Annotated in this window: 24 protein-coding genes and 1 riboswitch; of the genes, 12 read left to right on the forward strand and 12 right to left on the reverse strand. The window is 70.1% G+C overall.

The features are described 5' to 3' along the window. Nucleotides 1–3 precede the first annotated feature (3 nt). Nucleotides 4–945 (reverse strand): hypothetical protein, encoded by a 942-nt coding sequence (locus ACS5PM_RS31045; RefSeq protein ID WP_439391932.1) that lies wholly within the window; start codon nucleotides 943–945, stop codon nucleotides 4–6. A gap of 89 nt (nucleotides 946–1,034) precedes the next feature. After that, nucleotides 1,035–1,131, forward strand: a riboswitch (cyclic di-GMP riboswitch). A 184-nt stretch (nucleotides 1,132–1,315) separates the two neighbouring features. On the opposite strand from ACS5PM_RS31045, the gene ACS5PM_RS31050 reads away from it, so the two are divergent. The 8 genes from ACS5PM_RS31050 to ACS5PM_RS31085 all read left to right on the forward strand — a co-directional run bounded on the left by ACS5PM_RS31050 (nucleotide 1,316) and on the right by ACS5PM_RS31085 (nucleotide 9,395). Beyond that, nucleotides 1,316–2,761 (forward strand): sensor histidine kinase, encoded by a 1,446-nt coding sequence (locus ACS5PM_RS31050; RefSeq protein ID WP_439391933.1) that lies wholly within the window; start codon nucleotides 1,316–1,318, stop codon nucleotides 2,759–2,761. A 162-nt stretch (nucleotides 2,762–2,923) separates the two neighbouring features. Further along, entirely contained in the window at nucleotides 2,924–4,738 is a 1,815-nt protein-coding gene (locus tag ACS5PM_RS31055; protein WP_439391935.1) for a PQQ-dependent dehydrogenase, methanol/ethanol family, read from the forward strand. Then, nucleotides 4,735–5,553: a quinoprotein dehydrogenase-associated putative ABC transporter substrate-binding protein gene (locus tag ACS5PM_RS31060; protein WP_439391936.1), complete on the forward strand. Its 819-nt coding sequence runs from the start codon at nucleotides 4,735–4,737 to the stop codon at nucleotides 5,551–5,553. Before ACS5PM_RS31055 ends, ACS5PM_RS31060 begins: the two co-directional genes overlap by 4 nt. 23 nt (nucleotides 5,554–5,576) lie before the next feature. Continuing rightward, a complete protein-coding gene (locus tag ACS5PM_RS31065; RefSeq protein WP_439391937.1) occupies nucleotides 5,577–5,993 on the forward strand; it encodes a c-type cytochrome in 417 nt (138 codons plus the stop codon). A 42-nt stretch (nucleotides 5,994–6,035) separates the two neighbouring features. Further along, complete coding sequence (locus ACS5PM_RS31070; protein ID WP_439391938.1) at nucleotides 6,036–7,307, forward strand: lipoprotein-releasing ABC transporter permease subunit; 1,272 nt, start codon at nucleotides 6,036–6,038, stop codon at nucleotides 7,305–7,307. Next, the gene (locus ACS5PM_RS31075; RefSeq protein ID WP_439391939.1) at nucleotides 7,300–8,007 is read left to right on the forward strand and encodes an ABC transporter ATP-binding protein; all 708 of its coding nucleotides are present in this window, start codon (nucleotides 7,300–7,302) and stop codon (nucleotides 8,005–8,007) included. The genes ACS5PM_RS31070 and ACS5PM_RS31075 overlap by 8 nt, the downstream gene beginning before the upstream one ends. 6 nt (nucleotides 8,008–8,013) lie before the next feature. Beyond that, nucleotides 8,014–8,553: a preprotein translocase subunit YajC gene (locus ACS5PM_RS31080; RefSeq protein WP_439391940.1), complete on the forward strand. Its 540-nt coding sequence runs from the start codon at nucleotides 8,014–8,016 to the stop codon at nucleotides 8,551–8,553. Next, on the forward strand, nucleotides 8,550–9,395 hold the full coding sequence (locus tag ACS5PM_RS31085) for a TatD family hydrolase (RefSeq protein ID WP_439391941.1): 846 nt from the start codon (nucleotides 8,550–8,552) through the stop codon (nucleotides 9,393–9,395). Before ACS5PM_RS31080 ends, ACS5PM_RS31085 begins: the two co-directional genes overlap by 4 nt. On the opposite strand, the gene ACS5PM_RS31090 is transcribed toward ACS5PM_RS31085, so the two are convergent. From ACS5PM_RS31090 to tyrS, 5 genes are all read right to left on the reverse strand, one after another. Next, a complete protein-coding gene (locus ACS5PM_RS31090; RefSeq protein WP_439391943.1) occupies nucleotides 9,389–9,715 on the reverse strand; it encodes a c-type cytochrome in 327 nt (108 codons plus the stop codon). The genes ACS5PM_RS31085 and ACS5PM_RS31090 overlap by 7 nt on opposite strands. 113 nt (nucleotides 9,716–9,828) lie before the next feature. Further along, nucleotides 9,829–10,287 (reverse strand): D-aminoacyl-tRNA deacylase, encoded by a 459-nt coding sequence (dtd, locus tag ACS5PM_RS31095; protein ID WP_439391944.1) that lies wholly within the window; start codon nucleotides 10,285–10,287, stop codon nucleotides 9,829–9,831. Beyond that, nucleotides 10,284–11,174, reverse strand: a complete 891-nt coding sequence (locus ACS5PM_RS31100) for a cation diffusion facilitator family transporter (RefSeq protein WP_439391945.1) — start codon at nucleotides 11,172–11,174, stop codon at nucleotides 10,284–10,286. Before ACS5PM_RS31100 ends, dtd begins: the two co-directional genes overlap by 4 nt. A 22-nt stretch (nucleotides 11,175–11,196) precedes the next feature. Beyond that, entirely contained in the window at nucleotides 11,197–11,676 is a 480-nt protein-coding gene (locus ACS5PM_RS31105; RefSeq protein WP_439391947.1) for an FKBP-type peptidyl-prolyl cis-trans isomerase, read from the reverse strand. Nucleotides 11,677–11,722: 46 nt separating this feature from the next. After that, a complete protein-coding gene (gene tyrS / locus ACS5PM_RS31110) occupies nucleotides 11,723–12,952 on the reverse strand; it encodes a tyrosine--tRNA ligase (protein ID WP_439391948.1) in 1,230 nt (409 codons plus the stop codon). Between the two features lie 278 nt (nucleotides 12,953–13,230). On the opposite strand from tyrS, the gene ACS5PM_RS31115 reads away from it, so the two are divergent. The 3 genes from ACS5PM_RS31115 to ACS5PM_RS31125 all read left to right on the forward strand — a co-directional run bounded on the left by ACS5PM_RS31115 (nucleotide 13,231) and on the right by ACS5PM_RS31125 (nucleotide 16,897). After that, nucleotides 13,231–14,619 (forward strand): M23 family metallopeptidase, encoded by a 1,389-nt coding sequence (locus tag ACS5PM_RS31115; protein WP_439391949.1) that lies wholly within the window; start codon nucleotides 13,231–13,233, stop codon nucleotides 14,617–14,619. 205 nt (nucleotides 14,620–14,824) lie between these two features. Then, on the forward strand, nucleotides 14,825–15,958 hold the full coding sequence (locus ACS5PM_RS31120) for an anhydro-N-acetylmuramic acid kinase (RefSeq protein ID WP_439391950.1): 1,134 nt from the start codon (nucleotides 14,825–14,827) through the stop codon (nucleotides 15,956–15,958). A 153-nt stretch (nucleotides 15,959–16,111) separates the two neighbouring features. Continuing rightward, a complete protein-coding gene (locus tag ACS5PM_RS31125; protein WP_439391951.1) occupies nucleotides 16,112–16,897 on the forward strand; it encodes an outer membrane lipoprotein in 786 nt (261 codons plus the stop codon). Between the two features lie 5 nt (nucleotides 16,898–16,902). Here the strand turns inward: ACS5PM_RS31125 and ACS5PM_RS31130 are convergent, their stop codons facing one another. Genes ACS5PM_RS31130 through ileS form a run of 3 tightly spaced genes read right to left on the reverse strand, consistent with a single transcriptional unit; the run spans nucleotide 16,903 to nucleotide 21,456 of the window. Beyond that, entirely contained in the window at nucleotides 16,903–18,039 is a 1,137-nt protein-coding gene (locus tag ACS5PM_RS31130) for an ABC transporter substrate-binding protein (protein ID WP_439391952.1), read from the reverse strand. A gap of 46 nt (nucleotides 18,040–18,085) precedes the next feature. After that, nucleotides 18,086–18,595, reverse strand: coding sequence for a signal peptidase II (gene lspA / locus ACS5PM_RS31135; RefSeq protein WP_439391953.1), 510 nt, complete (start codon nucleotides 18,593–18,595; stop codon nucleotides 18,086–18,088). Further along, complete coding sequence (gene ileS, locus ACS5PM_RS31140) at nucleotides 18,595–21,456, reverse strand: isoleucine--tRNA ligase (protein WP_439391954.1); 2,862 nt, start codon at nucleotides 21,454–21,456, stop codon at nucleotides 18,595–18,597. Before ileS ends, lspA begins: the two co-directional genes overlap by 1 nt. 410 nt (nucleotides 21,457–21,866) lie before the next feature. On the opposite strand from ileS, the gene ACS5PM_RS31145 reads away from it, so the two are divergent. Beyond that, nucleotides 21,867–22,979 (forward strand): acyltransferase family protein, encoded by a 1,113-nt coding sequence (locus ACS5PM_RS31145; protein ID WP_439391955.1) that lies wholly within the window; start codon nucleotides 21,867–21,869, stop codon nucleotides 22,977–22,979. On the opposite strand, the gene ACS5PM_RS31150 is transcribed toward ACS5PM_RS31145, so the two are convergent. From ACS5PM_RS31150 to ACS5PM_RS31160, 3 genes are read right to left on the reverse strand one after another with little or no spacing between them, the layout of a single operon-like run. After that, nucleotides 22,980–23,957 (reverse strand): bifunctional riboflavin kinase/FAD synthetase, encoded by a 978-nt coding sequence (locus ACS5PM_RS31150; RefSeq protein ID WP_439391956.1) that lies wholly within the window; start codon nucleotides 23,955–23,957, stop codon nucleotides 22,980–22,982. It abuts the gene before it with no gap. A 24-nt stretch (nucleotides 23,958–23,981) separates the two neighbouring features. Continuing rightward, nucleotides 23,982–24,671: a 16S rRNA pseudouridine(516) synthase gene (locus ACS5PM_RS31155; RefSeq protein ID WP_439391957.1), complete on the reverse strand. Its 690-nt coding sequence runs from the start codon at nucleotides 24,669–24,671 to the stop codon at nucleotides 23,982–23,984. After that, entirely contained in the window at nucleotides 24,668–25,672 is a 1,005-nt protein-coding gene (locus tag ACS5PM_RS31160; protein ID WP_439391959.1) for a P1 family peptidase, read from the reverse strand. The genes ACS5PM_RS31155 and ACS5PM_RS31160 overlap by 4 nt, the downstream gene beginning before the upstream one ends. Between the last annotated feature and the right edge of the window lie 33 nt (nucleotides 25,673–25,705).

A 25,705-nucleotide genomic window follows, 5' to 3' on the forward strand; every position in this document is an offset into this window, starting at 1 on the left:
GCTTCAAAGGGCGGCCAGCCAGGGGGCGGCGTGCCGGTGTCTGGGGGCCAGCAGGCCGCGCCGCCACCACGGGCGTGCCGCGGGGGCGAAGGTCTGGGCGTGGCGCTCGCCGGTCAAGGTGAGGTGCACTTCGTCGCCCGCCTCGGCGGCGCGCAACGCAGCCGCCACCGGCCCGGCATCCAGGGCATGCCAGGCCTCGGCCCAAGCTGCCCAGTCCTCGGCCAGGGCGGGGGCGCGCAGGCGATCGTCGACCATAGTGGCACCCTGCGATGGCGTGGCCTGCGTGGTCCCTGTGCCGCTGAGCCAGAACGAGTTGACTGGCAGCACGCCTTCGGCCTCGCGGGCTTCGTTCAAGGGGTGACGGTGCAGCAGCATCTGCGCCTCGGCCTGCAGGCGGCGAACGCGCCGGGCGCCGGGATCGTCGCCGAGCCAGAGGTCGACGTTGCGGCCTATCACACGGTCCAGCGAGGCGCTGGGGATGGAAGCCAGGCTCTCGTGGTGGGCGTACCAGCGCGTCGGCGCGCCCCACAGCAGGGTCCAGCCCTCGTCGTCGAACAGCGGCACGAGCGACTCGAAAAGCAGGCGCGAGAAGGCCGCGTCCAGCCCGAGAGCCGCAGGGTCGCCGAGCGAGATCTGGTCGGTGCCGACGTGCCAGTGCGCGGGGGTGAGCAGGGCCCAGGCCTGCCCGGCAGGAGCTTCGGGCAGCCCGTCTCGCCGGGCCGCCAGGGCGGCAAAGGGGTGCAGGCCATCGGGCGTCTGCGGCCAGCCCCAGGCGCGCGCCAGGGCGCGCTCGTGAGGGGGCGTGAGGCTGAACTCGTCGCCCTCATTGCGCTCGGCCGGCTCCAGTCGCGCCAGCAGTCGTTCCAGGGAGGGCAGCTGCAAAGTCGACAGGGCGTGACCAGCGGCCGGCGAAAGGGCGGAGGCGAAGGGGAGCACCAGGTGCATCGGTGAATTATCGACGCCGGCCGGGCGCCCGCCGGCCGGGATCGCGGCTTGCCCTGAAGGCTGCCGTTACAGTCGAATCCTCTTTCCAGACATGACCAGGGCACACCCGCGCGAAAGCCGGGGTCGCAAAGCCACCGGTCCTCGGCCTCGGGCATCGCGCGAGTCCAGGACAGCGGGGCTGCCATGCAGGTGGGGCGCTCTCGCAGCGCCGCGCCTTGCTGGCCGTCGGCACTTTGCCGGCGGCCGCGCGGCCCCTTTCCCGCAGGCTTGGCCCATCAAGCACCCGGGAAGCCATGCCGCACCAATCTCCTTCACATCGACCGCCGCACGCTAGTCGCGGCGGCCCAATCCGTCATGTCCGGGGCGAGTCATGATCGCCACCGGACTTCGCCGCGTGTCGGCCGTGCGCGTGCTGGCGCCGTTTGCCGTGGTCATCGCGGTGCTGCTGGTGTTGTGCATCGGTGGCTACCAGCTGTTGTCGGCGGTCAGGGCCTTCGTGGGAGGCGAGAGCCTGTGGTCCAAGAGCCGCAGCACGGCGGTCGCCCAGCTGCGCGTGTACGCCGACACAGCGTCGCCGGCGGCCTTCAGCCGATTCGAGGCTGCGCTCGACGTGCCGCTCGGCGACCGCGAGGCTCGTGAAGCGCTCGATGCCGAGCACGTGGACGTGCAGGAGGCGCGAAACGGCTTCCTGCGGGGCGGCAACGATGCGGGCGACGTGGACGGCATGATCTGGCTGTATCGCCTCTTCAGCCGCAGTCCTCTCATGCAGGAAGCCGTGATCGATTGGCGCGCCGGTGATCAGCTGATCGGCGAGCTGAGGCTGGAAGGGCACGCCTTGCGGCAACGTCTGCAGCAGTCTTCGCCACTGCCGCAGGCCGAAGCCGCCCAGGTGCACCGGCGGCTGGACCAGCTCGACGCGCAGCTGGTCGCCCGCGAGAAGCACTTCTCGGAGTCGCTCGGCCAGGCATCGCGGGCGACGTTGCTGTTGCTGGAGGTGGCGGTGGTCGCACTGGCACTGTTGATGGGCGCCTCGGTCCTGTCGGGCGCCGCCCGCCGGTTGAAGCGCAACGACGAGCTGACCCGCCTGGCACTCGAGAAGGACGCCGCCGAGCGAGTGGCCCGCGCGCGGATGGAGTTCCTGTCGCGCCTGAGCCATGAGTTGCGAACGCCCTTGAACGCGGTGCTCGGGTTCTCCCAGCTGATGCTCAACGACGGGGAACAGGCCCTGCCCGCCGGCGCGGTGGAGCGCACGCGGCACATCGTGGCGGCCGGGACGCACCTGCTGCACCTGGTCGAGGACGTGCTGGACGTGACCCGCATCGATGCGGGCCAGGTCAGGGTGCAGGTGCAGGAGGTCGAGCCCTGGCCGGTGCTGCGCGCCGCCCTGAACCAGGTCGAGCCCCAGCGCGAGGCGCTGGGCATCGCCATCGAGGCTTCGCTGCCGTCGGAGCCGATGAAGGTCCGGGCGGATGCCGCCCGGCTCGAGCAGGTCTTCGTCAACCTCCTGACGAACGGCTGCAAGTACAACCGCCCCGGCGGCCGCCTCGAGGTGGCGCATCGCGTCGAGGAGGGTCGCCTGTGGATCGATTTCAGCGACCAGGGGCAGGGCATGGAGGCCGACGAGATCGAGACGCTGTTCCAGCCCTTCAAGCGCCTGACCCGCCACTGGCGCATCGAGGGCACGGGACTCGGCCTGGTGATCGTCAAGCTGCTAATGGCCCAGATGGGTGGCACCATCGCGGTCGCCAGCCGCCCGGGTCAGGGCAGCACCTTCAGCGTATGCCTTCAGCGGTGCATGGGGCGCGTGCCGGCCTGACGTGCCCGCCGGCCTGATTCGCTTCGTGCGGCATTCAGCCTGAGTGCCGATTTGAGGCCGTTTGGTTGCAAGTCCCTGCTGGCCAGGCCCCATTCATTCGTGGGCTGTGCAAGGTCCGGATGGCGGCCCAGTATCCGGGCCTCGTCGACACGAGGGGCTGCCATGGGTGCGATCAGGTTTGCGTGCGAAGCAGAGGCCAGGTCATCGTCGGGCCTCGCGGCCGCCGTGCTGGCGGTGCTGCTGTTGCCGGTGACGGCCGCGGCCCAAGGGGCGGGGGGCGAGTGGACGACACCCTCCGGCACGGTGCAGGGCACACGCTTCAGCGAGCTGTCGCAGATCAACTCGGCCAACGTGGCGTCGCTGGTGGAGGAGTTCTCCGCGCCGACGAACGCCGTGGCCAGCCACGAGGGCCAGCCGCTCGTCATCGGCCGCACGATGTACGTCGTCACGCCGTTCCCCAACAAGCTCATCGCGTTCGACCTGGACTCCCCCGGCAGCGTGCGCTGGACGTACACCCCGGGCGCCGACGTCTATGCCCACGGCGTGGCCTGCTGCGACACGGTCAATCGCGGTGCCGCCTACGGCGACGGCAAGATCGTCTACAACGTGCTGGACACCACCACGGTCGCGGTCGATGCGGTGACCGGCAAGGAGGTCTGGCGCGTCAAGCTGGGCGATCCGCACCGGGGCGAGACCATGACCATGTCGCCGCTGATCATCAACGGCAAGGTCCTCGTCGGCAACTCGGGCGCCGAGCTCGGCGTGCGCGGCTGGGTGCAGGCGCTGAACCTGAAGAACGGCAAGACGATCTGGAAGGCCTACAACACCGGGCCGGATGCCGAGGTGCTGATCGGCCCCAACTTCAAGCCGCACTACGCCAAGGACCAGGGCACCGACCTCGGCGTGACGACCTGGCCCGGCACGCTGTGGCAGCAGGGCGGCAGCACGGCCTGGGGCTGGTTCACCTACGACCCGACGCTGAACCTCTTCTACTACGGCACGGCCAACCCGGGCGTCTGGAACCCGAGCATGCGCAAGGGCGACAACAAGTGGGGCGCCAGCATCTTCGCCCGCAATCCCGACACCGGCGAGGCCGTCTGGGCCTATCAGCTGACGCCGCATGACGGCTGGGACTACGACGCGATCAGCGAAAGCATCGTCGCCGACCTGAAGATCGGCGGCTTCCCCCGGCGCGTGCTGATGCACGTCGACAAGAACGGCTTCGGCTACACGCTCGACGCCAAGACGGGCGAGGTGCTGGTGGCCGAGAAGGTCGGCCTGGCGACCTGGGCGCAGAAGGTGGACCGGACCACCGGCGAACCCAAGGTCATCTCCGAGATGAGGCCGCACCAGGGCCGGATCACCGAGAACATCTGTCCCACGCCGCTGGGCGTCAAGGAGTTCGCGCCCTCGGCCTTCTCGCCGCTCACCGGGCTGCAGTACGTTCCGGCGATCAACGCCTGCAACAATTTCGAGCCGCTGAAGGCGCTGTACATCGCGGGCACGCCGTTCATGGGCGCCGACCTCGAGTTCCTGCCTCCGCCGGGCGGCTACATGGGCGAGCTGGTGGCCTGGAACGCCGCCAAGGGCGAACGCGCCTGGAGCGTGACCGAGACGCTGCCGGTGTACAGCGGCGTGCTGGCCACGGCCGGCAACCTCGTCTTCTACGGCACGCTCGAACGCTGGTTCAAGGCGGTCGACGCGACGACGGGCTCGGTGATCTTCCAGACCCAGCTCGAATGCCCGATCGTCGGCAACCCGATCGCCTACAGCGCGCCCGACGGCACGCAGCGCATCGCGGTCTACACGGGCGTCGGCTACCTGGCCGGCGGCTTTGCCGGCGGTCCGTGCCCGGCAGCGGCGCAGCAAGGGCACGGCCCCTCGCCTCTGGCCGCGGCCGTGGCCAAGCTCAAGACCAACGCCGGCCCGAAGCCCGACGCAGAAAGCGGCATGGTCCACGTGTTCAAGTTGCCATGAATTGCCGTCTCTTCATCGCGTTGGCTGCGCTTTGCTGCGGCACCGCCTGGTCCGACCCCCCGCCCGGTCGTGAACTGGCGGTCTGCGCCGATCCGGCCAACCTGCCGTTCTCGAACGAGCGCCTGCAGGGCTTCGAGAACCGCATTGCGCAATTGCTGGCCGACGAGATGCACGCCACGCTGCGCTATGCCTGGAACCTGCAGCGGCGCAGCTTCCTGCGGCGCACGCTCAACGCCCATGCCTGCGACCTCGTGCTGGGCGCGCCAGTGGGTTGGCAGGCCCTGCTGACCACGCGGCCGTACTACCGCTCGACCTACGTCTTCGTCAGCCGCCGGGACCGCGGGCTGGACAAGATCCACCGCTTCGACGACCCGGCCCTGCAGAAGCTGACGATCGGATTGCACGCGCTGGGTGCGGAAGGCGCGAATCCGCCGCCCGCGATGCTGCTGGGGCAGCATGGCCTGGGCGCCAATGTGCGCGGCTATCCCATGTGGGGCGACGAGCAGGAGCAGGACACGCCGGCGCGGGTCATCGACGCGGTGGCGCAGGGCGACGTCGACCTGGCCATCGTCTGGGGCCCCATCGCCGGCTATTACGCCAAGGCCCATGGTGACCGCCTGGCGCTGGTGGCCGCGGAGCCGGACGAGACCGTGCCCGAGCTGCCGCTGAGCTTCGAGCTCGCGATGGGCGTGCGCCGCGGTGACGAGTCGCTGCGGCAGGAAGTGCAAGCGGCCCTGGACCGGCGCGAGAAGCAGGTCCAGGCCATCCTCGCCGACTATGGCGTGCCGCTGATGCCGCCGGCTGCCACCCACTGACCCACTGACAAGGAGATGCCGTCATGCGCACCTTGACCCGGACGACGATCTGGCTGGCTCCCGTGCTCGTGGGCACGCTGCTCGCGCTGGTTTCCGCACCCGCCCCGGCGGCTCCGGCGGCCCCGGCCGCGGCGCCGAAGAACGCCGTCCTCGATGCGCCCCTGAACCGCATCGGCGAAGGGCGGCGCCTGTTCCTCAAGTACAACTGCTACAGCTGCCACGGCATGCGTGCCGAAGGAGGGATGGGGCCCCCCATCGCCGGCAAGGAGATCGACGAAGTCCGCTCGGCCGTGATGTTCGGACGCGAGGGCGGCATGCGCTCCTTCGCCGACTTTCTGGACGAGAAGGACGTGCGCCGGCTCGCCTCTTACCTCAAGAGCATCGGCACCGACAAGGAACCGATGTTCAACGACTGGTGGGTGGACATTCCGCCGAAGTGAACCCCGGCCGGCGGGCATGTCGCTGCAAGGTAGCATGCCCGGATGAGTTGGACTTCCGCGCTGCCCTACGAGTGGCAGATTGGCTGGCGCTACACGCGCGCCGGCCGCGCCGGCCGGCGTAACGGCTTCATCTCCTTCATCTCCTTCGTCTCGGTGATCGGCATCGCGCTCGGCGTGATGGCCCTGATCGTCGTGCTGAGCGTGATGAACGGCTTCCAGAAGGAGGTGCGCGACCGCATGCTGTCGGCGATCGCGCACGTCGAGATCCTGCAGCCGCAGGGCGGGGCGTTGCCCGACTGGCAGGCGGTCGCCGCCAAGGCCAAGGAGGATCCGGCGGTGGTGGCGGCCGCGCCGTTCATCGCCGTGCAGTCGCTGCTTGCACGAGGCGAGGACATGCGCGGCGCCATCGTGCGTGGCGTGCTGCCGGCCGCCGAGAGCCAGATCACCGACCTGGCTTCGAAGCTGCAGTCCGACGGTACCTTCGCCCAGCTGCAGCCCGGCGCGTGGCGCATCGTCCTGGGCGCCGAGCTGGCTCGGGCCCTCGGCGTGAAGGTGGGCGACCCGGTCACGCTGATCGCTCCCGGCGGCCAGGTGACGCCGGCCGGCGTGGTGCCTCGGCTCAAGCAGTTCACCGTGGCGGGCGTGTTCAACGTCGGCCACTACGAGTACGACAGCGCGCTGGCGCTGATCCACCTCGACGACGCCGCCAAGCTCTACCGCACCGACGGCCCGACGGGCGTGCAGCTCAAGCTCGCCGATGTGCAGAAGGCCCGCGAGGTCGGCTGGCGACTCGCCGACACGCTGGGCCCGGAGGTGCGTGTGCGCGACTGGACGCGGACCAACGCCGCCTGGTACGACGCGGTGCAGATCGAGAAGCGGATGATGTTCATCATCCTCACGCTCATCGTGGCGGTCGCCGCCTTCAACCTGGTCTCGACGCTGGTGATGACGGTGACCGACAAGCGCGCCGACATCGCCATCTTGCGCACCATAGGCGCGAGCCCGCGCTCGGTGATGGGCATCTTCGTCGTCCAGGGCGCCACGGCGGGCGTGATCGGCACGCTGACCGGCGTGGGCCTGGGGCTGCTCATCGCCTTCAACATCGGCGTCATCGTGCCGGCCATAGAGCACACCCTGGGCGTGGCCTTCCTGCCCAGCAGCGTCTATCTCATCAACCGCATGCCCAGCGACCCGCAGATGGCCGACATCCTGCCCATCGCCCTGATCTCCCTCGTGCTGGCCTTCCTGGCCACGCTCTACCCCAGCTGGCGCGCCAGCCGCGTCAACCCGGCGGAGGCGCTGCGCTATGAGTGATGTCGACCGCGCGACGCGGCCGCCCGCGGTGCTGCAGTGCACCGGGCTGCAGAAGCGCTTCCACGAAGGCCCGCTCGACGTGCACGTGCTGCGCGGCGTGGACCTGGAGATCTTCGGTGGCCAGACGCTGGCCATCGTCGGCGCCTCGGGGTCGGGCAAGAGCACGCTGCTGCACCTGCTGGGCGCGCTCGATGCGCCGACCGCCGGCACCGTCACGCTGATGGGCCGCCGGCTGGACCAGATGGGCCCGGCCGAGCAGGGCGAGTGGCGCAACCAGCACCTGGGCTTCGTCTACCAGTTCCACCACCTGCTGCCCGAGTTCAGCGCACTGGACAACGTGGCCATGCCGCTGCGCATCCGCCGCATGAAGACCCAGCAGGCGCACGACAAGGCCCGCGCCGCGCTGGCCGAGGTGGGGCTGGGCGAGCGGGTGCTGCACCGGCCGGGCGAGCTCTCGGGCGGTGAGCGGCAGCGCGTGGCGCTCGCGCGCGCGCTGGTGGCCGATCCCGCCTGCGTGCTCGCCGACGAGCCCACCGGCAATCTGGACCGCGACACGGCGGATCGCGTCTTCGCGCTCATGATCGCGCGGGCCCGTGAACGCGGGCTGGCCTTCGTGCTGGTCACCCACGATCCTGCACTGGCGGCACGCTGCGATCGCCAGCTCCGGCTGGACGCGGGCCGCCTCTCGGTCACCGACTGAACGGCCATGCGATTCGGCGGCGGCCTCGACGACATCCACCCGCTCGCGATCATCGTGCCGGTCGCGGTGACGATCGCGCTGCTGCTGGTGCGCCTGTTCATCCTCCTGCGGGTGCGCCACAAGCGGCAGCGGGAGAACCGGCAGGAGACCGAGCGCTTGCGATCGCTGGTGGTCGCCTACCGCTCGCTGGCCGGCTCCTTCACGCCGGCAGGGGCCGAGCACCGCACGCAGCTGGAAGAGGCGCTGGCCGACATCGTGCTGTTCGGCAGCCTGAAGCAGGTCGAGATGGCCGCGACCTGTGCCCACGCGCTGGTGCGGGGCGAGAACGCCGATTGCCAGGCCCTGATCGAGGAGCTGCGCGCCGACCTGCGCAGCCAGCTGGGCCTGGAGGCCGTACCGCCTGAACTCCTGTTGCCGCCGTCCGGCCCCGGTCCTTCGCGATTGCTGCGCGGCCCGGGCGGAGGTGGCGCCCGGGGCGAAGGCGAAGGTGCCCGGGGCGCGCACGCCCGCTGGCGACCGCCGGAGCCCGGCAACACGCCGCGATGAACTGGATAGACACCCACTGCCACCTCGACGCCCCTGAATTCGACAGCGACCGGGAGGCCGTGGTCGAGCGGGCACGATCGGCGGGCGTGTCGACGATGGTGATCCCGGCGATCGATGCCTCGAACTTCGACACCGTGCGCAGCCTGGCGCACCGCCACGGCCACGCCTACGCGTTGGGTATCCATCCGCTGTACGTCGCCCGCTCGGCCGAGGAGGATCTGGATCGCCTGGCCGAAGCGCTGCGGCGTTGGCGCGATGACGAGCGCCTCGTCGCGGTGGGCGAGATCGGCCTGGACTTCTTCGTCCCCGGGCAGGACGGGCAGCGCCAGGAGCGCTTCTACCAGGCGCAGCTGAAGATCGCCCGCGATGCGGGCCTGCCCGTCATCCTGCACGTTCGCAAGTCCGCCGACGTCCTGCTCAAGGGCCTGCGGCGCATCGAGGTGAGCGGCGGCATCTGCCACGCCTTCAACGGCAGCCGCCAGCAAGCCGATGCCTTCGTCGAGCACGGCTTCGCGCTGGGTTTCGGCGGCACCGTCACCTTCGACCGTTCGCTCAACATCCGCGCGCTGGCCGCCGAGTTGCCGGATCACGTGCTGGTGCTGGAGACCGATGCGCCGGACATCCCGCCGCAGTGGCTCTACAAGACCGCCGTCGAGCGCGCGGCGGGCGAGACGAGCCGCAACGAGCCGGCCGAGCTGCCACGCATTGCCGAGTCGCTGGCCGAGTTGCGAGGCTGGTCTTTGCGGGACACCGCGACAGCCACCAGCGCCAATGCCGGGCGGGCCATGCCCCGGCTGGCGGCGCTGTTGGCCCGCCCCGCAGGCGGGTCAGGGACTCACTGAGCCAGGATCCACGCGGCCAGTTGCCTGGCCTCTGCTTCGCTGACCTGCGGCCGCTCCGCCTGGTCCGGCATCTTGGCCTTGTTCCAGTGCGGACCGCCTGTGCCGGCCGACCCTTGGCGAATGGTCTTGACGATGACGTCCTCGGCTTCGGGGCGGCCTTGCCAGCGTGCGGCGATGCGCTTGAACGCAGGGGCGGCACCGTCCTGCGCCATGGCATGGCAGCCGAGGCACTGCTTGGACTCCACCAGCTTCTGGTCGGCATGCACAGGGCCGACCACCATCGTGGCCAGGGCCATGGTCAGGAGCGAGAACGTCTTCATGCTGCATCTCCGTCTGGGCCGAGTGATGGGCACAGGCTACGGCAGGCACCGGGATGGACATTTGCGGGATGTCAACGCATCCCGTGCCGAGGCGTGTCAGTTCAGGCGCAAGCTCAGGCGATGCGCAGGGGAATGGTCACCGGCCCGTCGTTGACCAGGTGCACCTGCATGTGGGCGCCGAACTCGCCTGCGGCGACTTCGCCGTTGTGCAGCGCACGTGCCCGCTGCAGCAGCAGCTCGTAGAGGGCGCGGCCCTGCTCGGCGGGCGCGGCGCCGGTGAAGCTGGGCCGGTTGCCGCCGGTGGTGTCGGCGGCGAGGGTGAACTGGGAGACGATGAGCAGGCCGCCCGGCTGGCCGCGGCCGTCCAGGTCCTGCACGCTGCGGTTCATCTTGCCCGCCTCGTCGCTGAAGATGCGCAGCTTGAGCAGCTTGGCCAGGAAGCGCTCGACCTGCTCCTCGCCGTCCGCCGGCTCGGCGCAGGCCAGCACCAGCAGGCCGGGGCCGATGGCACCGACCACGCGCGCGCCCACTTCGACTCGTGCTGCGCTCACTCGCTGGATGAGTCCGATCAAATCAGGTCCTTCTCGTCGCCGAAATGCGCTTCGACATCCATCGGCAGCAGCTGGATGCTGGCCCGCAGGCCGGGCACGGCGCTCATCAGGGCCTGTTCGACATCGGTGCGCAGGGCCGCCGCGCGTTGCAGCGTCCAGCTCGCCGGCATGTGCATGTGCAGGTCGACGAAGCGGCGCGAGCCGGCGCGGCGGGAGGTCAGGTGGTCGAAGCGGATGGTCGGGTGGGCGAAGCCGGCCAGCACCTTGTCGATGACCTGCCGGTCTTCGTCGTCCAGGGAGTGATCCATGAGCCCGTTCGCCGAGCTCCTCATCAGCGAGTAGCCCTCGCGCAGGATGTTGGCGGCGACCATCAGCGCCGCGAGCGGGTCCAGCCAGGCCCAGCCGGTGGTGCTGACGCCGACGAGTCCGGCGACGACGCCGGCGCTGGTCCATACGTCCGTGATGAGGTGGCGGGCATCGCCCTCCAGGGCCATGGAGCGGTGCACGCGGGCCGTGCGCAGCATGCCCCACGCCAGCACGCCGTTCATGGCCGAACTGACGACCGAAAGCGTGATGCCGATGCCCAGGGCCTGCAGCGGTTGGGGGTGGCGCCAGCGCTCGATCGCGGCCCAGATGATGCCCAGCGCGGCAGCGATGATGAGCACGCCTTCGAAGCCGCTGGAGAAGTACTCGGCCTTGTGGTGCCCGTAGGGGTGGCCCTCGTCGGCTGGACGCGAGGCCAGCGTGACCATCGCCAGCGCGAACATCGCGCCGGCCAGGTTGACCAGCGACTCCAGCGCGTCGGACAGCAGGCTCACCGAGTCGGTGAGCCACCAGGCCCCGGTCTTCAGCACGATGGTGGCCACCGCAGTGGCCACCGAGAGCTTCAAGTACGAGGAAACCTGCATGCGGCGATTGTCGCCGCGGGTGTCACTGCTTCCCGGCGATGCCGAGCAGCTCGACGTCGAACTGCAGCGTCGAATTCGGCGGGACGACCCCACCCGCGCCCTTGGCGCCATAGGCGATGTTCGGCGGGCAGGTCAGCTTGGCCTTGCCGCCGACCTTCATCTTCTGCACGCCCTCGGTCCAGCAGGGGATGACGCGGTTGAGCGGGAACTCCGCCGGCTGGCCGCGGGTGTAGGAGCTGTCGAACTCCTTGCCGTTGGTGAACGTGCCGCGGTAGTGGACCTTCACGACGTCGGTGGTGCTGGGGCTCGGGCCGGTGCCCTCCTTCAGCGAGCGGTAGACCAGGCCGCTGGGCCAGGTCTCGCTGCCGTCGGCGCCCTTGACGGGGCCGGAGGCCGCCGAGGCGGGGGTCGTGCCGGTGACCGGCTCGACCTGGGCATGCACGCCGAGAGCGCCCAGGGCGAGCGCCGAAATGATCAGGGCAATGAGACGGGGTCGGTTCATCGGGATCTCCGCGAACGAATGGAGGGACGGCCGGGTAAGGCCTGGATCAAGCGAGGGTGACGCGAGCGAACTTGCGCTTGCCCACCTGGACGACGAATGTACCGGCTGGAAGTTTCAGGGACTTGTCCGAGACCACGGCGCCGTCGACGCGGACCCCCCCTTGCTCGACCATGCGCAGGCCCTCGGTCGTGCTGGGCACCAGGTTCGCGGCCTTCAGCAGCGCGCCGATGGCAAATGGCGCTCCCGACAGCGAGACCTCGGGGATCTCGTCAGGGATGCCGCCGCGGGCGCGGTTCTGGAAGTCGGCCTCGGCGGCATCGGCCGCCGCCGCATCGTGAAAGCGCGTGGTGATCTCCTTGGCGAGCATCACCTTGGCGTCCTTCGGGTTGCGCCCGGCCTCGACCTCGGCCTTGAGCTTGACGATCTCGGCTTCCGAGCGGAAGGACAGCAGGGTGAACCACTTCCACATCTGCTCGTCGCTGATCGACAGGATCTTGGCGAACATGGTGTTCGCCGGCTCGGTGATGCCGACGTAGTTGTTCTTGGATTTCGACATCTTCTCGATGCCGTCCAGGCCCTCGAGCAGCGGCATGGTCAGGATGCACTGCGGCTCCTGGCCGTACTCGGCTTGCAGGGTGCGGCCGACGAGGAGGTTGAACTTCTGGTCGGTGCCGCCGAGCTCCAGGTCGCTCTTCAGGGCGACCGAGTCGTAGCCCTGCATGAGCGGGTAGAGCAGTTCATGCACGGAGATCGGCGCGTTGGCGGCGAAGCGCTTGGCGAAGTCGTCGCGCTCCAGCAGCCGGGCCACCGTGTACTTGGCAGCCAGCTCGATCATGCCGCGCGCGCCCAGCGGGTCGCTCCATTCGCTGTTGTAGCGGATCTCGGTCTTCTCGGGATCCAGCACCAGGCTGGCCTGGCGGTAGTAGGTCTGGGCGTTCGCCTCGATCTGCTCCTTGGTCAGCGGCGGGCGGGTCGTGTTGCGGCCGGAAGGGTCGCCGATCAGCGAGGTGAAGTCGCCGATCAGGAAGATGACGCGGTGCCCCAGGTCCTGCAGCTGGCGCATCTTGTTGAGCACCACCGTGTGCCCCAGATGGATGTCAGGCGCGGTCGGGTCCAGGCCCAGCTTGATGCGCAAGGGCTGACCGGTCGCCTCGGCGCGCTGCAGCTTCCTGACCCAGTCGGCTTGCGGCAGCAACTCGTGGCAGCCCCGCAGGCTCACGGCCAGGGCATGCCCGACCTGTTCGGTCAGAGGGGCGTCGATCGCGTTTTCGGGCATACGGTCGTCACAAATTGCAAGCAGGGGATGGTGTTTGTAGGGGCCTGGCTATACTCGCGCGCACGCCCGGAGCGGGCTCCGATCCCATCGCGGATCGCCTCGCGCCGGTTCGCCCCGGGGCCATCGCGATGGTGGCTGCCAAGCGGCGGATTCTACGGGCCGGGCCTCGCCAGGGCGCTCCGGTCTTGATATCTGGTCCCCACCTCCAGCCGGTCACGGCTCAAGGTTGGGCTTTGTCGGCCGATGGGCTGTCCTGAAACAAGTTACCGATCGAAGCGATGACCGACACCCCCCGCGCCACCTTGACCGCCCTGGCCCTGGCCGCGCGAGACGCCGCCCACGCCCATCGCCGTGGCTTGGCCGCCACACTGGCGCTTGCTCTCGCCGGATTCGGCGTCACCGCCTTCGGCATCGCGCCGCTGGCGCCCGACGCGGCCGAACTGCCCCGCCGGGTGATCACCGAAGCCGTCGAGCCCGAGGGCCTGGCGGCCCAGATCGATGCCCTGGCCGAAGCCGGCATCGACCTGCGCCGCAGCGAGAACACCCGCGCCAGCGACACCGCCGACAGCCTGCTCAAGCGCCTGGGGGTGATCGACGCCGAGGCCGCGCAGTTCCTGCGCAGCGACCGGGTCGCCCAGCGCGTGCTGACCGGCCGGCCCGGCAAGATGGTGTCGGCCGAGCTGGATGACGAGGGCCGCTTGAAGAGCCTGGTTGCCCGCTATCCGGCCGAGGACGACGGCGCGGCCAGCAACCTGCCTTCGCGCTTCAACCGCCTGACGATCGAGCGCGGTCCGGACGGCCGCTTCGCCACGAGGCAGGAGACGGCGGCGCTCGGCTCGACCACGCGGCTGGCCGGCGGCGAGATCCGCAGCTCGCTCTTCGCCGCCACCGACACCGCCGGCATCCCCGACGCCGTCGCCTCGCAGATGGCCGAGATCTTCGCGGCCGACATCGACTTCCACCGCGAGCTGCGCAAGGGCGACGACTTCGCGGTCGTCTACGAGGCGCTCACCGCCGACGGCGAGCCCATCACCTGGAACCAGGGCAGCGGCCGCGTGCTGGCGGCCGAGTTCGTCAACGGGGGCAAGAGCTACCAGGCCGTCTGGTATCCCGGCGCCAACGGCAAGGGCGGCTATTACGACTTCAACGGCGAGAGCAAGCGCCGCGCGTTCCTGGCCAGCCCGATGGAGTTCTCGCGCGTCACCTCCGGCTTCTCGATGCGCTTCCACCCGATCCTGCAGACCTGGCGGGCGCACCTGGGCACCGATTACGGAGCGCCCACCGGAACGCCGGTGCGGGCGGTGGGCGAGGGCACGGTCGAGTTCGCCGGCTGGCAGAACGGCTACGGCAACGTGGTGGTGATCCAGCACGCCGGCGGCCGCTCCACGCTCTACGGCCACCTGTCGCGCATCAACGTCCAGCGCGGCCAGCGCGTCGATCAGGGCCAGAACGTCGGCAACGTGGGCGCCACCGGCTGGGCCACCGGCCCGCACCTGCACTTCGAATTCCGCGTCAACGGCCAGCACCAGGATCCGCTGAAGATAGCCAAGGCGGCAGAGACGGTGGCGCTGGATGCCTCGCAAAAGCCGCGCTTCCTGCAGCTGGCGGCCGGGCTGAAGACCCAGCTGCTCGCCGCCGACGAACTGCGCGGCGTCGCGAACGATTAGCCCCCACGGCCCCTGCCGGGGCCTGCCCCCCGTGGGGGCTCGCGCAGCGGACCGGCGAAGCCGGATCCGCGCACGCCCTGGAAGGGAGCGGCGCTTCGCGCGCTCGGGTGAGCAGGGCCGGATGCGCACACGCCCTTAAGAGCGGGCGGCGCAGGGCGCGGGCCGAAACGGTGGAGCGTTGAGCTGAACACAACACAATAGGCGGATGGCTCTGTACATCGGCTTGATGTCCGGCACTTCGCTGGACGGTGTGGATGGCGTGCTGGCGCGCTTTCCTGACGATCCTTCGCGGCATGAGATCGCTGTCCTTGCCCATGCGCATCGGCCCTTTGCGCCCGCGCTGCGCGAGGAGTTGCTGACGCTGAATCGCGCGGGCGGAACAGACGAACTGCACCGCGCCATGCTGGCGGCCAATGCGCTCGCGCGAGAGCAGGCCGAAGTGGTGCAGGCGCTGCTGGCGGCCGGTGGTCTTCGGCCCGGAGAGGTCCGGGCGATCGGTTCGCATGGACAGACGGTGCGTCACCGGCCGGGCGAGTTCGATGGCACGGGCTACACGGTGCAGCTCAATGCTCCCGCTCTGCTCGCCGAGCTGACCGGCATCGCGGTGGCCGCCGATTTCCGCAGCCGCGACGTCGCGGCCGGCGGGCAGGGCGCGCCGCTGGTGCCGGCCTTCCATGCGCGCGTCTTCGGCCGGCCCGATGCCGCCAGGGTCTTGCTCAACCTGGGCGGCATCGCCAACCTCACGCTGCTGCCGGCGATGAACGATCCGCAGGCCCAGGTGCGTGGCTTCGATTGCGGCCCGGCGAACGCCTTGATGGACCATTGGGCGCAGCAACACCTCGGCCACGACTTCGACGATGGCGGGCGCTGGGCCGCCGGTGGGCGCGTCTTGCCCGGCCTGCTGACGGCGCTGATGGCGGAGCCCTACCTGCAACGGCCGGCGCCCAAGAGCACGGGCCGCGACCTGTTCAACCTCGAATGGCTGGCCGCGCGGATGACCGGCTTCGAGGCGGCTGCCCCGCAGGACGTGCAGGCCACGCTGGCCGAGTTCACTGCACGCGCGGCGGCCGACGCGCTGCTGCGCGAGGCGCCTGGCTGCACCGAGCTGCTGGTGTGCGGCGGCGGTGCATTCAATGCGCACCTGATGGCTCGACTGTCCGCGTTGCTACCGGCGTGCCGCGTGGGCTCGACCGCCGAGGCAGGCCTGCCGCCGCTGGAGGTGGAATCGGCGGCCTTCGCGTGGCTTGCGCGTTGCGCCGTCCTGGGCCAGCCCGGCAATCGCCATGGGGCCACGGGCGCGCTCGGGCCGCGAGTTCTCGGTGCCGTCTATCCGGCCTGACGGACTGAACGCCTGATCGAGCTGCGACAGGCTCGAAGCATCCGGAAACCATCGCGCGTAGTCCGCCCGTCAGGATCGACGTTGACTCGGTAGGCCGCTCCAGCGGTCCGCTGCGATCAGCAGTTTCCCAATCAATCTCCGGAGGGCTCATTCATGCATCCATCTACCGCCGCCGTTCGACCGCCGGCATCACGCGCCGCCTGGCCACGCTCCGTCTGGGTCGTCATCGCCCTGCTCGTGGCCACCGTGGCCGCGCTCGGCGCCACGCTGGCATGGCAAAGCCGCGCTCCAGCGGAGCCTACGGTACCGATGGCACTGGCCGGCGGCCCCACCGAGCCGACACCCGAACAGGCCGCCCTGCCTGCTGAGGCACCAGCCTCCTCGCCTTCAGTCGTCCCAGGCCAGAAACCGTCGCCCGTGGCCGCTTCGCCGCGTGCTGCTGCGCCCCCGGCCCACGCGGTCGCGCCGGTGAAGCGGCCAGGCACGCCGCCATCGCCCACGAATGGCGCAGCGACATCCTCCACACCCTTGCCTACCCAGCCGGCCGTGGTGTCGGTTTGCAACAGTTGCGGCATCGTCGAGGCCGTGGAGCCGGTGCAGCGTCAGGGCAAGGCCAGCGGGCTGGGCGCGGTGGCCGGGGGTGTGGTCGGTGGCGCCGTCGGCAACCGCATGGGCGCCGGCAGCGGAAAGACGGCGATGACGGTGCTCGGCGCCATCGGCGGCGGCTTCGCCGGCAACGCGATCGAGAAGCACGCCAAGAGCGAGACCGTCTACCGGGTGAAGGTGAGGATGGAAGACGGCTCGCTGCGGACGGTGACGCAGCCGCAGACCGTGGCCGTGGGCAGCCACGTCACGCTGAACGGCGAGACCTTGAAGGTGACCGCGCCTGCGGCCGCGAGCAACGGCAAGTCGCCCGCAGGCGACGCTGCCAACACCTGAGGCCGTCAGCGGACGAAGCGCCCGCCGTCCGCGACCTGGACGAGCTCGATGAACTTCGAGCCGCTCGGGTCGTGGTCGTTGAAATCCACGTTCATGCCCGCCAGGCGCGTGTGGATGCCGCGGATGGCGGCGTGCAGGCGCACCGGGCTCATGTCCGCCGCCGCGCGCAAGGCGCCGATGAACAGCGTGGCGTTGAGGTAACCCTCGAAGCTCGTGTAGTTCGGCGGGGCCTTCCGGGCCGTGCACAAGCGCCGGTACTCCAGTGCCACCGGCTCGACCTCCGACCAGGGATAGGGGACGGCCTGGGCCACGACCAGGCCGCGAGCCTTCGAGCCGATGATCGAGGCGACCGCGTCGCCGGCCACGATCGACATGCCGTAGAAGCCCGGCCGGTGACCGGTCTGCAGGATGGCATCCATCAGCCCGGCCGTGAGCCCGGCATTGAGGAAGAGGATGACCGCCTGCGGTGCCTGGGCGGCCAGCGCGCGGCCCACCTCGGCGACGTTGGCACCGTCGTTGGCCACGGCGCCCGCGCCGCGCAGCTTCACTTGCCGCGACTCGAGCAGCGTCGACACCGAGCGCACCACTTCATCGCCGCCGGGGTTGGCCAGGTGGGCCACGGCGATCTTGTCGATGCCCAGCGTCAGCAGGTGGTTCACCAGCACTTCGGCCTCGCGGCCGTAGGTGGCGCGCACGAAGTACGCCGCCCCCTTGGCCTTGGCGCGTGCGCCATCGCCTACGGCATAGCCGCCGAAGCTGGGCAGGCCGGTCTCGCGCAGGGTGTCGGCGGCGGCCGCGGTGGTGCCCGATCCGACACAGCCCAGGAAGGCGCTGACACGGTGTTGAGTCGCCAGCGCCTTGTAGTTGGCGACGGCCTTGTCCGGTTTCAGCTCGTCGTCGAGCGAGATCAGGCGCAGCGCCTGGCCATGGACGCCGCCGGCGGCATTGGCCTGGTCCAGCGCCAGCTGCATGCCCTGGTTCAGGGCCGTGATGGTCTTGCCCAGCGGCCCGCTGAGGACGGCGGATTGCCCCAGCAGCACTTCGCCGCGGCCTTGTGCGCGCAAGGCGGGCGCCGTGGCGAGGGCCGCGCTGCCCAGGGCACCCAGCAGCAGTTGCCGGCGCGGGAGGGTCTTGTCGTCCATGAGTGTCTCCTCGCCCCAGTGTGGGGCGGGGGCATTGGACGAGTGTTCAGCTCCGGCGCACGCGCAGCAGCTCGTCCAGGACCAGGCAGATGGCGCCCAGCGTGATGGCGCTGTCGGCAAGGTTGAAGGACGGGAACGCGCGGCCGGCGTAGTGCAGCTGGATGAAGTCGACGACGTAGCCGTGCATCAGCCGGTCGATCACGTTGCCCAGGGCGCCGCCCAGGATCATCGCGATCGCGAAGCAGAAAAGCTTCTGCAGGGGATGCTTCTTCAGCATCCACACGATCACCGCCGAGGCCACGATGCCCAACCCGACGAACAACCAGCGCTGCCAGCCCGAGGAGTCGGCCAGGAAGTTGAAGGCCGCGCCGGTGTTGTGCACCCGGACGACGTTGAAGAACGAGGTCACGACCCGGCTCTCGCCGTAGTTGAAGTCGCCCAGGATCAGCGTCTTGCTGAACTGGTCCAGCAGGATGACGACCAGGGCGAGCCCGAGCCAGATCCACAGGCCCGGGCCGGACGACGCTGCGGAGCCCGACGAACGACGCGCTGCCATCAGGCCACCACCCGGGTCTCGCCCGCGCCGTGCAGGTTGCTCACGCAGCGGCCGCAGATGGTGGGATGGGCGGCGTCGCGGCCGACGTCCTCGCGGTAGTGCCAGCAGCGCTCGCACTTGCGGGCCGAGCTGGGCGAGACGATGACCGAGAGCACCGTGCCATCGACCACCTGCACGGCCGAAGTGATGGTGACGAAGCGCAGGTCCTCGCCCAGCGAACGCAGCAGCACCGCGTCGTCGTGCGGGGCGGTGATGGTCAGCGTGGCTTGCAGCGAGGCCCCGACGGCGCCCGTCGTGCGCACCGCTTCGATCTCCTTGTTGGCCAGGTCGCGGATCTCGCGCAGCCTCGTCCAGCGGGCCAGCAGGGCGCCGTCCGGCGTGGGCAGCGGCCAGTAGGTCTCGGTGAAGATGGTCTGCTTCGACGGCGTCCCGTGGGCGAACACCTGCCACGCCTCCTCGGCGGTGAAGCTGAGGAAGGGCGCCATCCAGCGCAGCATGGCCTGGGTGATGTGCCACAGCGCGGTCTGGGCGCTGCGCCGCGCCAGGCTCTTCGGCGCCGTGGTGTAGAGACGGTCCTTGAGCACGTCGAGGTAGAACGCGCCCAGGTCCTCCGAGCAGTAGACCTGCAGCTTCGAGACCACCGGATGGAACTCGTAGGCGGTGAAGTGCTTGAGGATCTCGCCTTGCAGCTCGCTGCAGCGGGCCAGGGCATAGCGGTCGATCTCGAGCAGCTCATCGCCGGAGACGGCGTCGGCCGTGGGGTCGAAATCGCTCACGTTCGCCAGCAGGAAGCGCAGCGTGTTGCGGATGCGGCGGTAGGCATCCACCACGCGGGCCAGGATCTTGTCATCGCCCGCGATGTCGCCCGAGTAGTCGCTGGCGGCGACCCACAGGCGGATGACCTCGGCGCCGAGCTTCTGGCTCACGGCTTGCGGCTCGATGCCGTTGCCGAGTGACTTGCTCATCTTGCGGCCCTGGCTGTCCACCGTGAAGCCGTGGGTCAGCAGGCCGCGGTAGGGCGCGCGGCCCTCCAGCGCGCAGGCGATCAGCAACGACGAGTGGAACCAGCCGCGGTGCTGGTCGTGGCCTTCGAGGTAGAGATCGGCCTCCGGCCCCTGCTCGTGGAAGCCCGGCGTGCCGGCCTCGTTCTTCGCATGGGTGCCGCGCAGCACGTGGCGGAAGGTCGAGCCGGAGTCGAACCACACCTCCAGGATGTCGGCGCTCTTGGTGTAGCTCGGCGCATCGACCGGGCCGAGGATCTCTTCGGCGGTCACGCGGCTCCAGGCCTCGATGCCGCCCTTCTCGACGATGTCGGCGGCCTGGTCGAGGATCTCCATCGTGCGCGGATGCAGCTCGCCCGAATCCTTGTGAAGGAAGAAGGGCAGGGGCACGCCCCAGCTGCGCTGGCGCGAGATGCACCAGTCGGGCCGGTTGGCGATCATGTCGCGCAGGCGCGCCCGGCCGTTCTCGGGGAAAAAGCCGGTCTGGTCGATCGCGTCCAGCGCGATCTGGCGCAGGGTCTTGGGCGACTTGTCCTTGGTGAACACGCCCTGGCCCTCGTCCATGCGGATGAACCACTGCGCCGCGGCGCGGTAGATCACCGGTGTCTTGTGGCGCCAGCAGTGCGGGTAGCTGTGGGTGATGGTCTCGGTGGCCATCAACCGGCCCGAGGCCTTCAGCGTGTCGATGATGACCGGCACCGCCTTCCAGATGTTCTGGCCGCCGAACAGCGGGAAGGTGGGTGCATACGAGCCGTTGCCCTGCACCGGGTTGAGGATGTCGTGGTAGTTCATCCCGTGCGCCATGCACGAGTTGAAGTCGTCCACGCCGTAGGCGGGCGAGGAGTGCACGATGCCGGTGCCGTCGTCCGCGGTCGCGTAGTCGGCCAGGTAGATCGGGCTCAGGCGGTCATAGCCCGCGTCGACGTGGGCCAGCGGATGCTTGAAGTGGATGCCGCCGAGGTTCTCGCCCAGCGTGGTGGCGACCACCCTGCCTTCGAGGCCGAAGCGCGCCAGGCACTTCTCGACCAGCACGGCGGCCAGCACCAGGAAGCCCTTCGGCGTCTCGACTAGCGCGTACTCGATCTTCGGGTTGAGGTTCAGCGCCTGGTTGGCCGGGATCGTCCAGGCCGTCGTGGTCCAGATCACCGCGAAGGCGTCGCCGGCGAGGGAAGGCAGGCCGAACGCGGCGGCGAGGCGGTCGTTCTCGGCGCACAGGAACGCCACGTCCAGCGTCTGGCTCTTCTTGTCGGCGTACTCGATCTCGAACTCGGCCAGCGAGGAGCCGCAGTCGAAGCACCAGTAGACGGGCTTCAGGCCGCGGTAGACGAAGCCGCGCTCGATGACGCGCTTGAACGCGCGGATCTCGCCGGCCTCGTTGGCGAAATCCATGGTGCGGTAGGGCCGGTCCCAGTCGCCGAGCACGCCCAGGCGCTTGAAGTCGGTCATCTGCTGCGCGATCTGCTCGGTGGCATAGGCGCGGCTCTTGGCCTGCATGTCGTCCCGGCTCAGGTTGCGGCCGTGCTTCTTCTCGATCGCGTTCTCGATCGGCAGGCCGTGGCAGTCCCAGCCGGGCACGTACTGCGCGTCGAAGCCGGCCAGCTGGCGGGCCTTGACGATCATGTCCTTGAGCACCTTGTTCACGGCGTGGCCCATGTGGATCTGGCCGTTGGCGTAGGGCGGGCCGTCGTGCAGGATGAACTTGGGCGCGCCGCAGCGGGCCTCGCGCAGGCGCTTGTAGGTGCCTTGTTCTTCCCACTGCTGGATCCAGCCCGGCTCGCGCTTGGCGAGGTCGCCCCGCATCGGGAAGGGCGTGTCGGGCAGGTTCAGCGTGCTGCGGTAGTCAGGGGTGGCGTCGGTCATGGCTGGGGCGCGCTCGTGGGTGGCGCGTGGGGGCAGTGCTGGCGGCGCGCGGCCTGCGCGCCGGGCTCGTGGACGCGGGCGACGGCCGCGTCAGGCGAGGCGCTGAATTCGATCCCGCGTGGTCTGCCGGCGCGTGCAGGCATGGCCTTGTGAGAGGCGCAAGGTCTGCACGGAGCGGGCGCGGGAGGAGGCCATCGGTCGATTCTAAGCGCCCGGGGGCTCGCTGCCTGCCGGCGGCTCGCTGGCGAGGAACTTACGGCTTGATCCAGCACTTGCAGCTCATCGGCCAGGTGTTTCCGGGTTCGCTCGGGAGAATCCGCGGCCAGGAGGAGGCACCAGACCCACCCGGCCGCCCGAGGCGATTCGTCGGCTCGAGGACAGGCCGGGCTTGTTGCCACAAGGATGATTCATTGAACCGCAACCTCTCGATCTACCTCGACCTCGTGCGCTTCCTGACGGCGTTGATGGTCTTCGTCGTCCATGCGAACTACCAGAGGTTCACGGGCGGGCTGCCGTTCCTCTGGCGTTTCAAGGATCTGGGCAACGACGCCGTGATGGTGTTCTTCGTCCTGTCGGGCTTCGTGATCGCGCATGTGGTCACGACCAAGGAGCGCACGCTGACGGAGTACGCCGCGAGCCGGCTGGCCCGGCTGTACTCGGTGGTGGTGCCGGCGCTGATCCTGACCATCACCCTGGATGCCGCCGGCTCGGTGTTCGATCCGAGCCTGTACAGCGGCCGCTGGTACGAGTACGACCAGCCGCTGCAGCGGGTGCTCGCCGGCCTGACCTTCACCAACGAGCTGTGGTTCTCGTACACGCGGCCCTTCTCGAACGGGCCTTTCTGGTCGCTGGGCTACGAGCCCTGGTACTACGCGCTGTTCGCCGCGGCGCACTTCCTGCGCGGGCATGTGCGCTACGTGGCGGTGACGGTGGTGTGCCTGGTGATCGGCCCGAAGATCCTGCTGCTGATGCCGGTGTGGCTGCTCGGGGTCTGGGCCTACCGTGAGACCACGCGGTCGCGACTGGGCGCGGGGCAGGGCCTGACGCTGATGATCGGCTCGGCGGCCCTGTACCTCGTGTTCCGCCTCAACGACGGGCCCGACCACCTGCTCGAGCTCAGCCGCGAGTGGCTGGGCACGGACATCCTCTACGACAAGCTCGCCTGGTCGCGCAAGTTCCTGTCGAGTTACCTGATAGGCATCTGCGTGGCCCTGCATTTCATCGGTGCCTCGGCCCTGGCGCCACACCTGCGGCGCCTGCCGGGCCTGCTGGAGCGGCCGATCCGCTTCGCGGCGGGGCTCACCTTCTCCCTGTACCTGTTGCATTACCCGCTGCTGCAGTTCTTCGCGGCCCTCACGCCGGTGGCGGGCATGCAGGAGTACCGGGCGGCCTTCGTCGCGGGCGGCGTCCTGACGGCGGTGTGCCTGGTCGGCACGGCGATCGAGCGGCAGAAGGGGCCGCTGAAGGAACTGCTGCTGACCTGGTTCGAGGGCCGGCGCCAGCCGGTGCTCAGGCCGCGCTAGCTAGGCGGTGGCGCCTTGCGCGGCGAACCAGGCGCGCGCGTCGGCCTCGTCCTGGGCGATGCCGGCGCGCAGCGCCTCGAGCGATTCATAGCGCCGCTCGTCGTGGAGCTTGTGCAGCAGCTCCACTGAGATCAGCTCGCCGTAGCCGGCCTCGGGGCCGAAGTGGGCGGGCCAGTCCAGGCAGTGCGTCTCGAGCAGCACGCGGCCCGCGTCCTCCACGGTCGGACGCACGCCCAGGCTGGCCACGCCCGCCAGCGCCTCGTCGCCCAGGCCGTGCACCCGCACGACGAAGATGCCGAGCGCCGCCGGCCGCTTGAACGGGAAGCGCAGGTTCAGGGTGCGAAAGCCCAGCTCCCGGCCCAGCTTGCGGCCATGGACGACGTGGCCAGTGACGGCATACGGCCGGCCCAGCAGGGTGGCGGCGCGCTCCATGTCGCCCGCGGCCAGCGCCTCGCGCACGGCCGAGCTGGAGACACGGATGCCGTGGACCTCGTAACTCAGCATGCGGGCGACGTCGAAGCCCAGCTGGGCGCCGGCGGCATCGAGCAGGGCGTAGTCGCCGGCGCGGCGGGCGCCGAAGCGGAAGTCGTCGCCCACCAGCACGTAGCGGGCATGCAGCCGGTCGACCAGCATCTGCTGGATGAAATCCGCCGCGGGCAGCGAGGCGAGGGCTTCGTCGAAGCGCAGGATGACGACGTCGTCCACGCCGCAGCGGGCCAGCTCGCCGAGCTTGTCGCGCAGGGTGGCGATGCGGGCGGGTGCCTTCTCGGGCGTCCCCGCCCTGGCGGCGAAGAAGTCGCGCGGATGGGGCTCGAAGGTCATCACGCAGCTGCGCAGGCCGCGGTGCTTCGCCTCGCTGTTCAGCAGCGCCAGCATGGCCTGGTGGCCGCGATGCACGCCATCGAAGTTGCCTATGGTCAGGGCGCAGCCGGGGCCGGGCAGGGCGTGAGGATGGTGCAGGCCGCGGAGGATTCGCATGGGGTCCCGATGATAGGTCGGCGCTCAACCGAAACTGAGCGGATCCACCCAGCGCCACTGCCCGGGCGCGAGGTCGTCGGGCAGGGTGAGCGGTCCGAAGGCGCTGCGGTGCAGCGTTTCGACGCGGTTGCCCACCGCCGCCACCATGCGCTTGACCTGGTGGTACTTGCCTTCGGTCAGGGTGAGCCGGATCCCCCGCTCGCCCACCGCCTCGCACGCGGCGGCGCGCACCGGGGCCGGATCGTCGTCGAGCACCACGCCGGCCAGCAGGCGCTCGACCTGGTCTGCCGTCACGGCGTGCTTGCAGCCGACCTCGTAGACCTTGGGCACGTGCTTCTTCGGCGAGGTCAGGCGGTGGATCAGCGCGCCGTCGTCGGTCAGCAGCAGCAGGCCGGTGGTGTCCTCGTCCAGCCGGCCGATGGCCTGCACGCCGCGCTGGCGAAGCGGCCCCGGCAAGAGCGTCATCACGCTCGGGTGGTGGCGCGGCTTCTGGGAGCATTCGTAGCCGGAGGGCTTGTGCAGCAGGACCAGCGCCCGGGCCTGGTAGGGCCACTCGCGGCCTTCGACCTCCAGCACCAGGCCGTCGGTCTCGAACTCGGCTTGCGGGTCGTCCACCACCTCGCCCTTGCAGCGCACCAGGCCGGCATCGACCAGGCCGGCGCACACCCGGCGGGTGCCGAAGCCTTGGGTGAAAAGGATTTGCGCGAGCTTCATGCCACGCCTCCCAGCTCGCGGGCCGCCGGCAGTCCCGGCAACCCGGTGGCGGCTCGAACCGCGCGCAGGACGGCCTGCACGACCGCCTCCGCGGCCAGCGCGCCCAGCACCGTGAGGCCCATGGGATCGACCCGCCCGGGTACCGCACTCGTGGCCAGGCCGAACAGCAGGTCACCGTCCAGCTGGGTGTGCACCGGCGCGATGCAGCGGGCCAGCCCGGCCTGCGCCATGGCGGCCAGGCGCTGCACGTCGGCCTTGTCCAGCGCGGCGTCGGTGGCGACGACGCCTATCGTCGTGGCGCTGCCGGCCATGATCGCCGCAGGCCCTTCGCCCCGGGTGAGCGCTGCCACGCTGTCACGCATCCCGAGCCCGAGGGGATCTCGCGCCCCGGCGACCAGCCGGCCACTGGCCGGATCGACGACGTCGCCGAGTGCATTCACCGCGACGAGCGCACCGACCGTGTGGCGGCCCACTCGCACCGACGCCGTGCCTATGCCGCCCTTCATCGCATGCGCAAAGCCGAACAGCTTGCCCACCGTCGCCCCGGCCCCGGCGCCGACGCTGCCCTCGGCCGGTGGACCGGCGCTTGCCGAGTCGCACGCCGCATAGCCTGCACCTGCATCTGGCCGGATCGACGCATCGCCGATCCAGAGGTCGAACAGGACCGCGGCCGGCACGATCGGCACCCGCGTCGGACCGACCGGCAGGCCGTGGCCGCGCTCCTCCAGCCAGCGCATGACGCCGCCGGCCGCCTCGAGCCCGAAGGCGCTGCCGCCGGTCAGCAGCACGGCGTGCACGCGGTCCACCAGGGCGCCGGGCGCCAGCAGCGCGGTTTCGCGGGTTCCGGTGGCGCCGCCGCGCACGTCGACCGAGCCGACCGCTCCGGCTTCGCAAAGCACCACGCTGCAGCCGGTGGGCCGGCGCGGGTCGGTGCAGTGGCCGACTTTCAGGCCGGCGACATCGCAAAGAGAGGACGGACTCGTGTTTTCGGGGATAGGCATCCGGCGATGGTAGCCAGCTAACATCGCCCGCTT

It is taken from the genome of Ideonella flava (assembly GCF_051857595.1).
GTDB lineage: Bacteria > Pseudomonadota > Gammaproteobacteria > Burkholderiales > Burkholderiaceae_C > Ideonella.

Bases quoted from the DNA above. Each gene is read 5' to 3' on its own strand.
- ACS5PM_RS31060 (WP_439391936.1), top strand. From the start codon at position 4,735: ATGAATTGCCGTCTCTTCATCGCGTTGGCTGCGCTTTGCTGCGGCACC.
- ACS5PM_RS31045 (WP_439391932.1), bottom strand. From the start codon at position 945: ATGCACCTGGTGCTCCCCTTCGCCTCCGCCCTTTCGCCGGCCGCTGGT.
- ACS5PM_RS31100 (WP_439391945.1), bottom strand. From the start codon at position 11,174: ATGCAGGTTTCCTCGTACTTGAAGCTCTCGGTGGCCACTGCGGTGGCC.
- ACS5PM_RS31125 (WP_439391951.1), top strand. From the start codon at position 16,112: ATGCATCCATCTACCGCCGCCGTTCGACCGCCGGCATCACGCGCCGCC.
- ACS5PM_RS31085 (WP_439391941.1), top strand. From the start codon at position 8,550: ATGAACTGGATAGACACCCACTGCCACCTCGACGCCCCTGAATTCGAC.
- ACS5PM_RS31065 (WP_439391937.1), top strand. From the start codon at position 5,577: ATGCGCACCTTGACCCGGACGACGATCTGGCTGGCTCCCGTGCTCGTG.
- ACS5PM_RS31070 (WP_439391938.1), top strand. From the start codon at position 6,036: ATGAGTTGGACTTCCGCGCTGCCCTACGAGTGGCAGATTGGCTGGCGC.
- ACS5PM_RS31080 (WP_439391940.1), top strand. From the start codon at position 8,014: ATGCGATTCGGCGGCGGCCTCGACGACATCCACCCGCTCGCGATCATC.
- ACS5PM_RS31130 (WP_439391952.1), bottom strand. From the start codon at position 18,039: ATGGACGACAAGACCCTCCCGCGCCGGCAACTGCTGCTGGGTGCCCTG.
- ACS5PM_RS31155 (WP_439391957.1), bottom strand. From the start codon at position 24,671: ATGAAGCTCGCGCAAATCCTTTTCACCCAAGGCTTCGGCACCCGCCGG.
- ACS5PM_RS31160 (WP_439391959.1), bottom strand. From the start codon at position 25,672: ATGCCTATCCCCGAAAACACGAGTCCGTCCTCTCTTTGCGATGTCGCC.
- ACS5PM_RS31055 (WP_439391935.1), top strand. From the start codon at position 2,924: ATGGGTGCGATCAGGTTTGCGTGCGAAGCAGAGGCCAGGTCATCGTCG.
- lspA (WP_439391953.1), bottom strand. From the start codon at position 18,595: ATGGCAGCGCGTCGTTCGTCGGGCTCCGCAGCGTCGTCCGGCCCGGGC.
- ACS5PM_RS31115 (WP_439391949.1), top strand. From the start codon at position 13,231: ATGACCGACACCCCCCGCGCCACCTTGACCGCCCTGGCCCTGGCCGCG.
- ACS5PM_RS31090 (WP_439391943.1), bottom strand. From the start codon at position 9,715: ATGAAGACGTTCTCGCTCCTGACCATGGCCCTGGCCACGATGGTGGTC.
- ACS5PM_RS31120 (WP_439391950.1), top strand. From the start codon at position 14,825: ATGGCTCTGTACATCGGCTTGATGTCCGGCACTTCGCTGGACGGTGTG.
- ACS5PM_RS31105 (WP_439391947.1), bottom strand. From the start codon at position 11,676: ATGAACCGACCCCGTCTCATTGCCCTGATCATTTCGGCGCTCGCCCTG.
- ACS5PM_RS31050 (WP_439391933.1), top strand. From the start codon at position 1,316: ATGATCGCCACCGGACTTCGCCGCGTGTCGGCCGTGCGCGTGCTGGCG.
- ACS5PM_RS31075 (WP_439391939.1), top strand. From the start codon at position 7,300: ATGAGTGATGTCGACCGCGCGACGCGGCCGCCCGCGGTGCTGCAGTGC.
- ileS (WP_439391954.1), bottom strand. From the start codon at position 21,456: ATGACCGACGCCACCCCTGACTACCGCAGCACGCTGAACCTGCCCGAC.
- ACS5PM_RS31150 (WP_439391956.1), bottom strand. From the start codon at position 23,957: ATGCGAATCCTCCGCGGCCTGCACCATCCTCACGCCCTGCCCGGCCCC.
- tyrS (WP_439391948.1), bottom strand. From the start codon at position 12,952: ATGCCCGAAAACGCGATCGACGCCCCTCTGACCGAACAGGTCGGGCAT.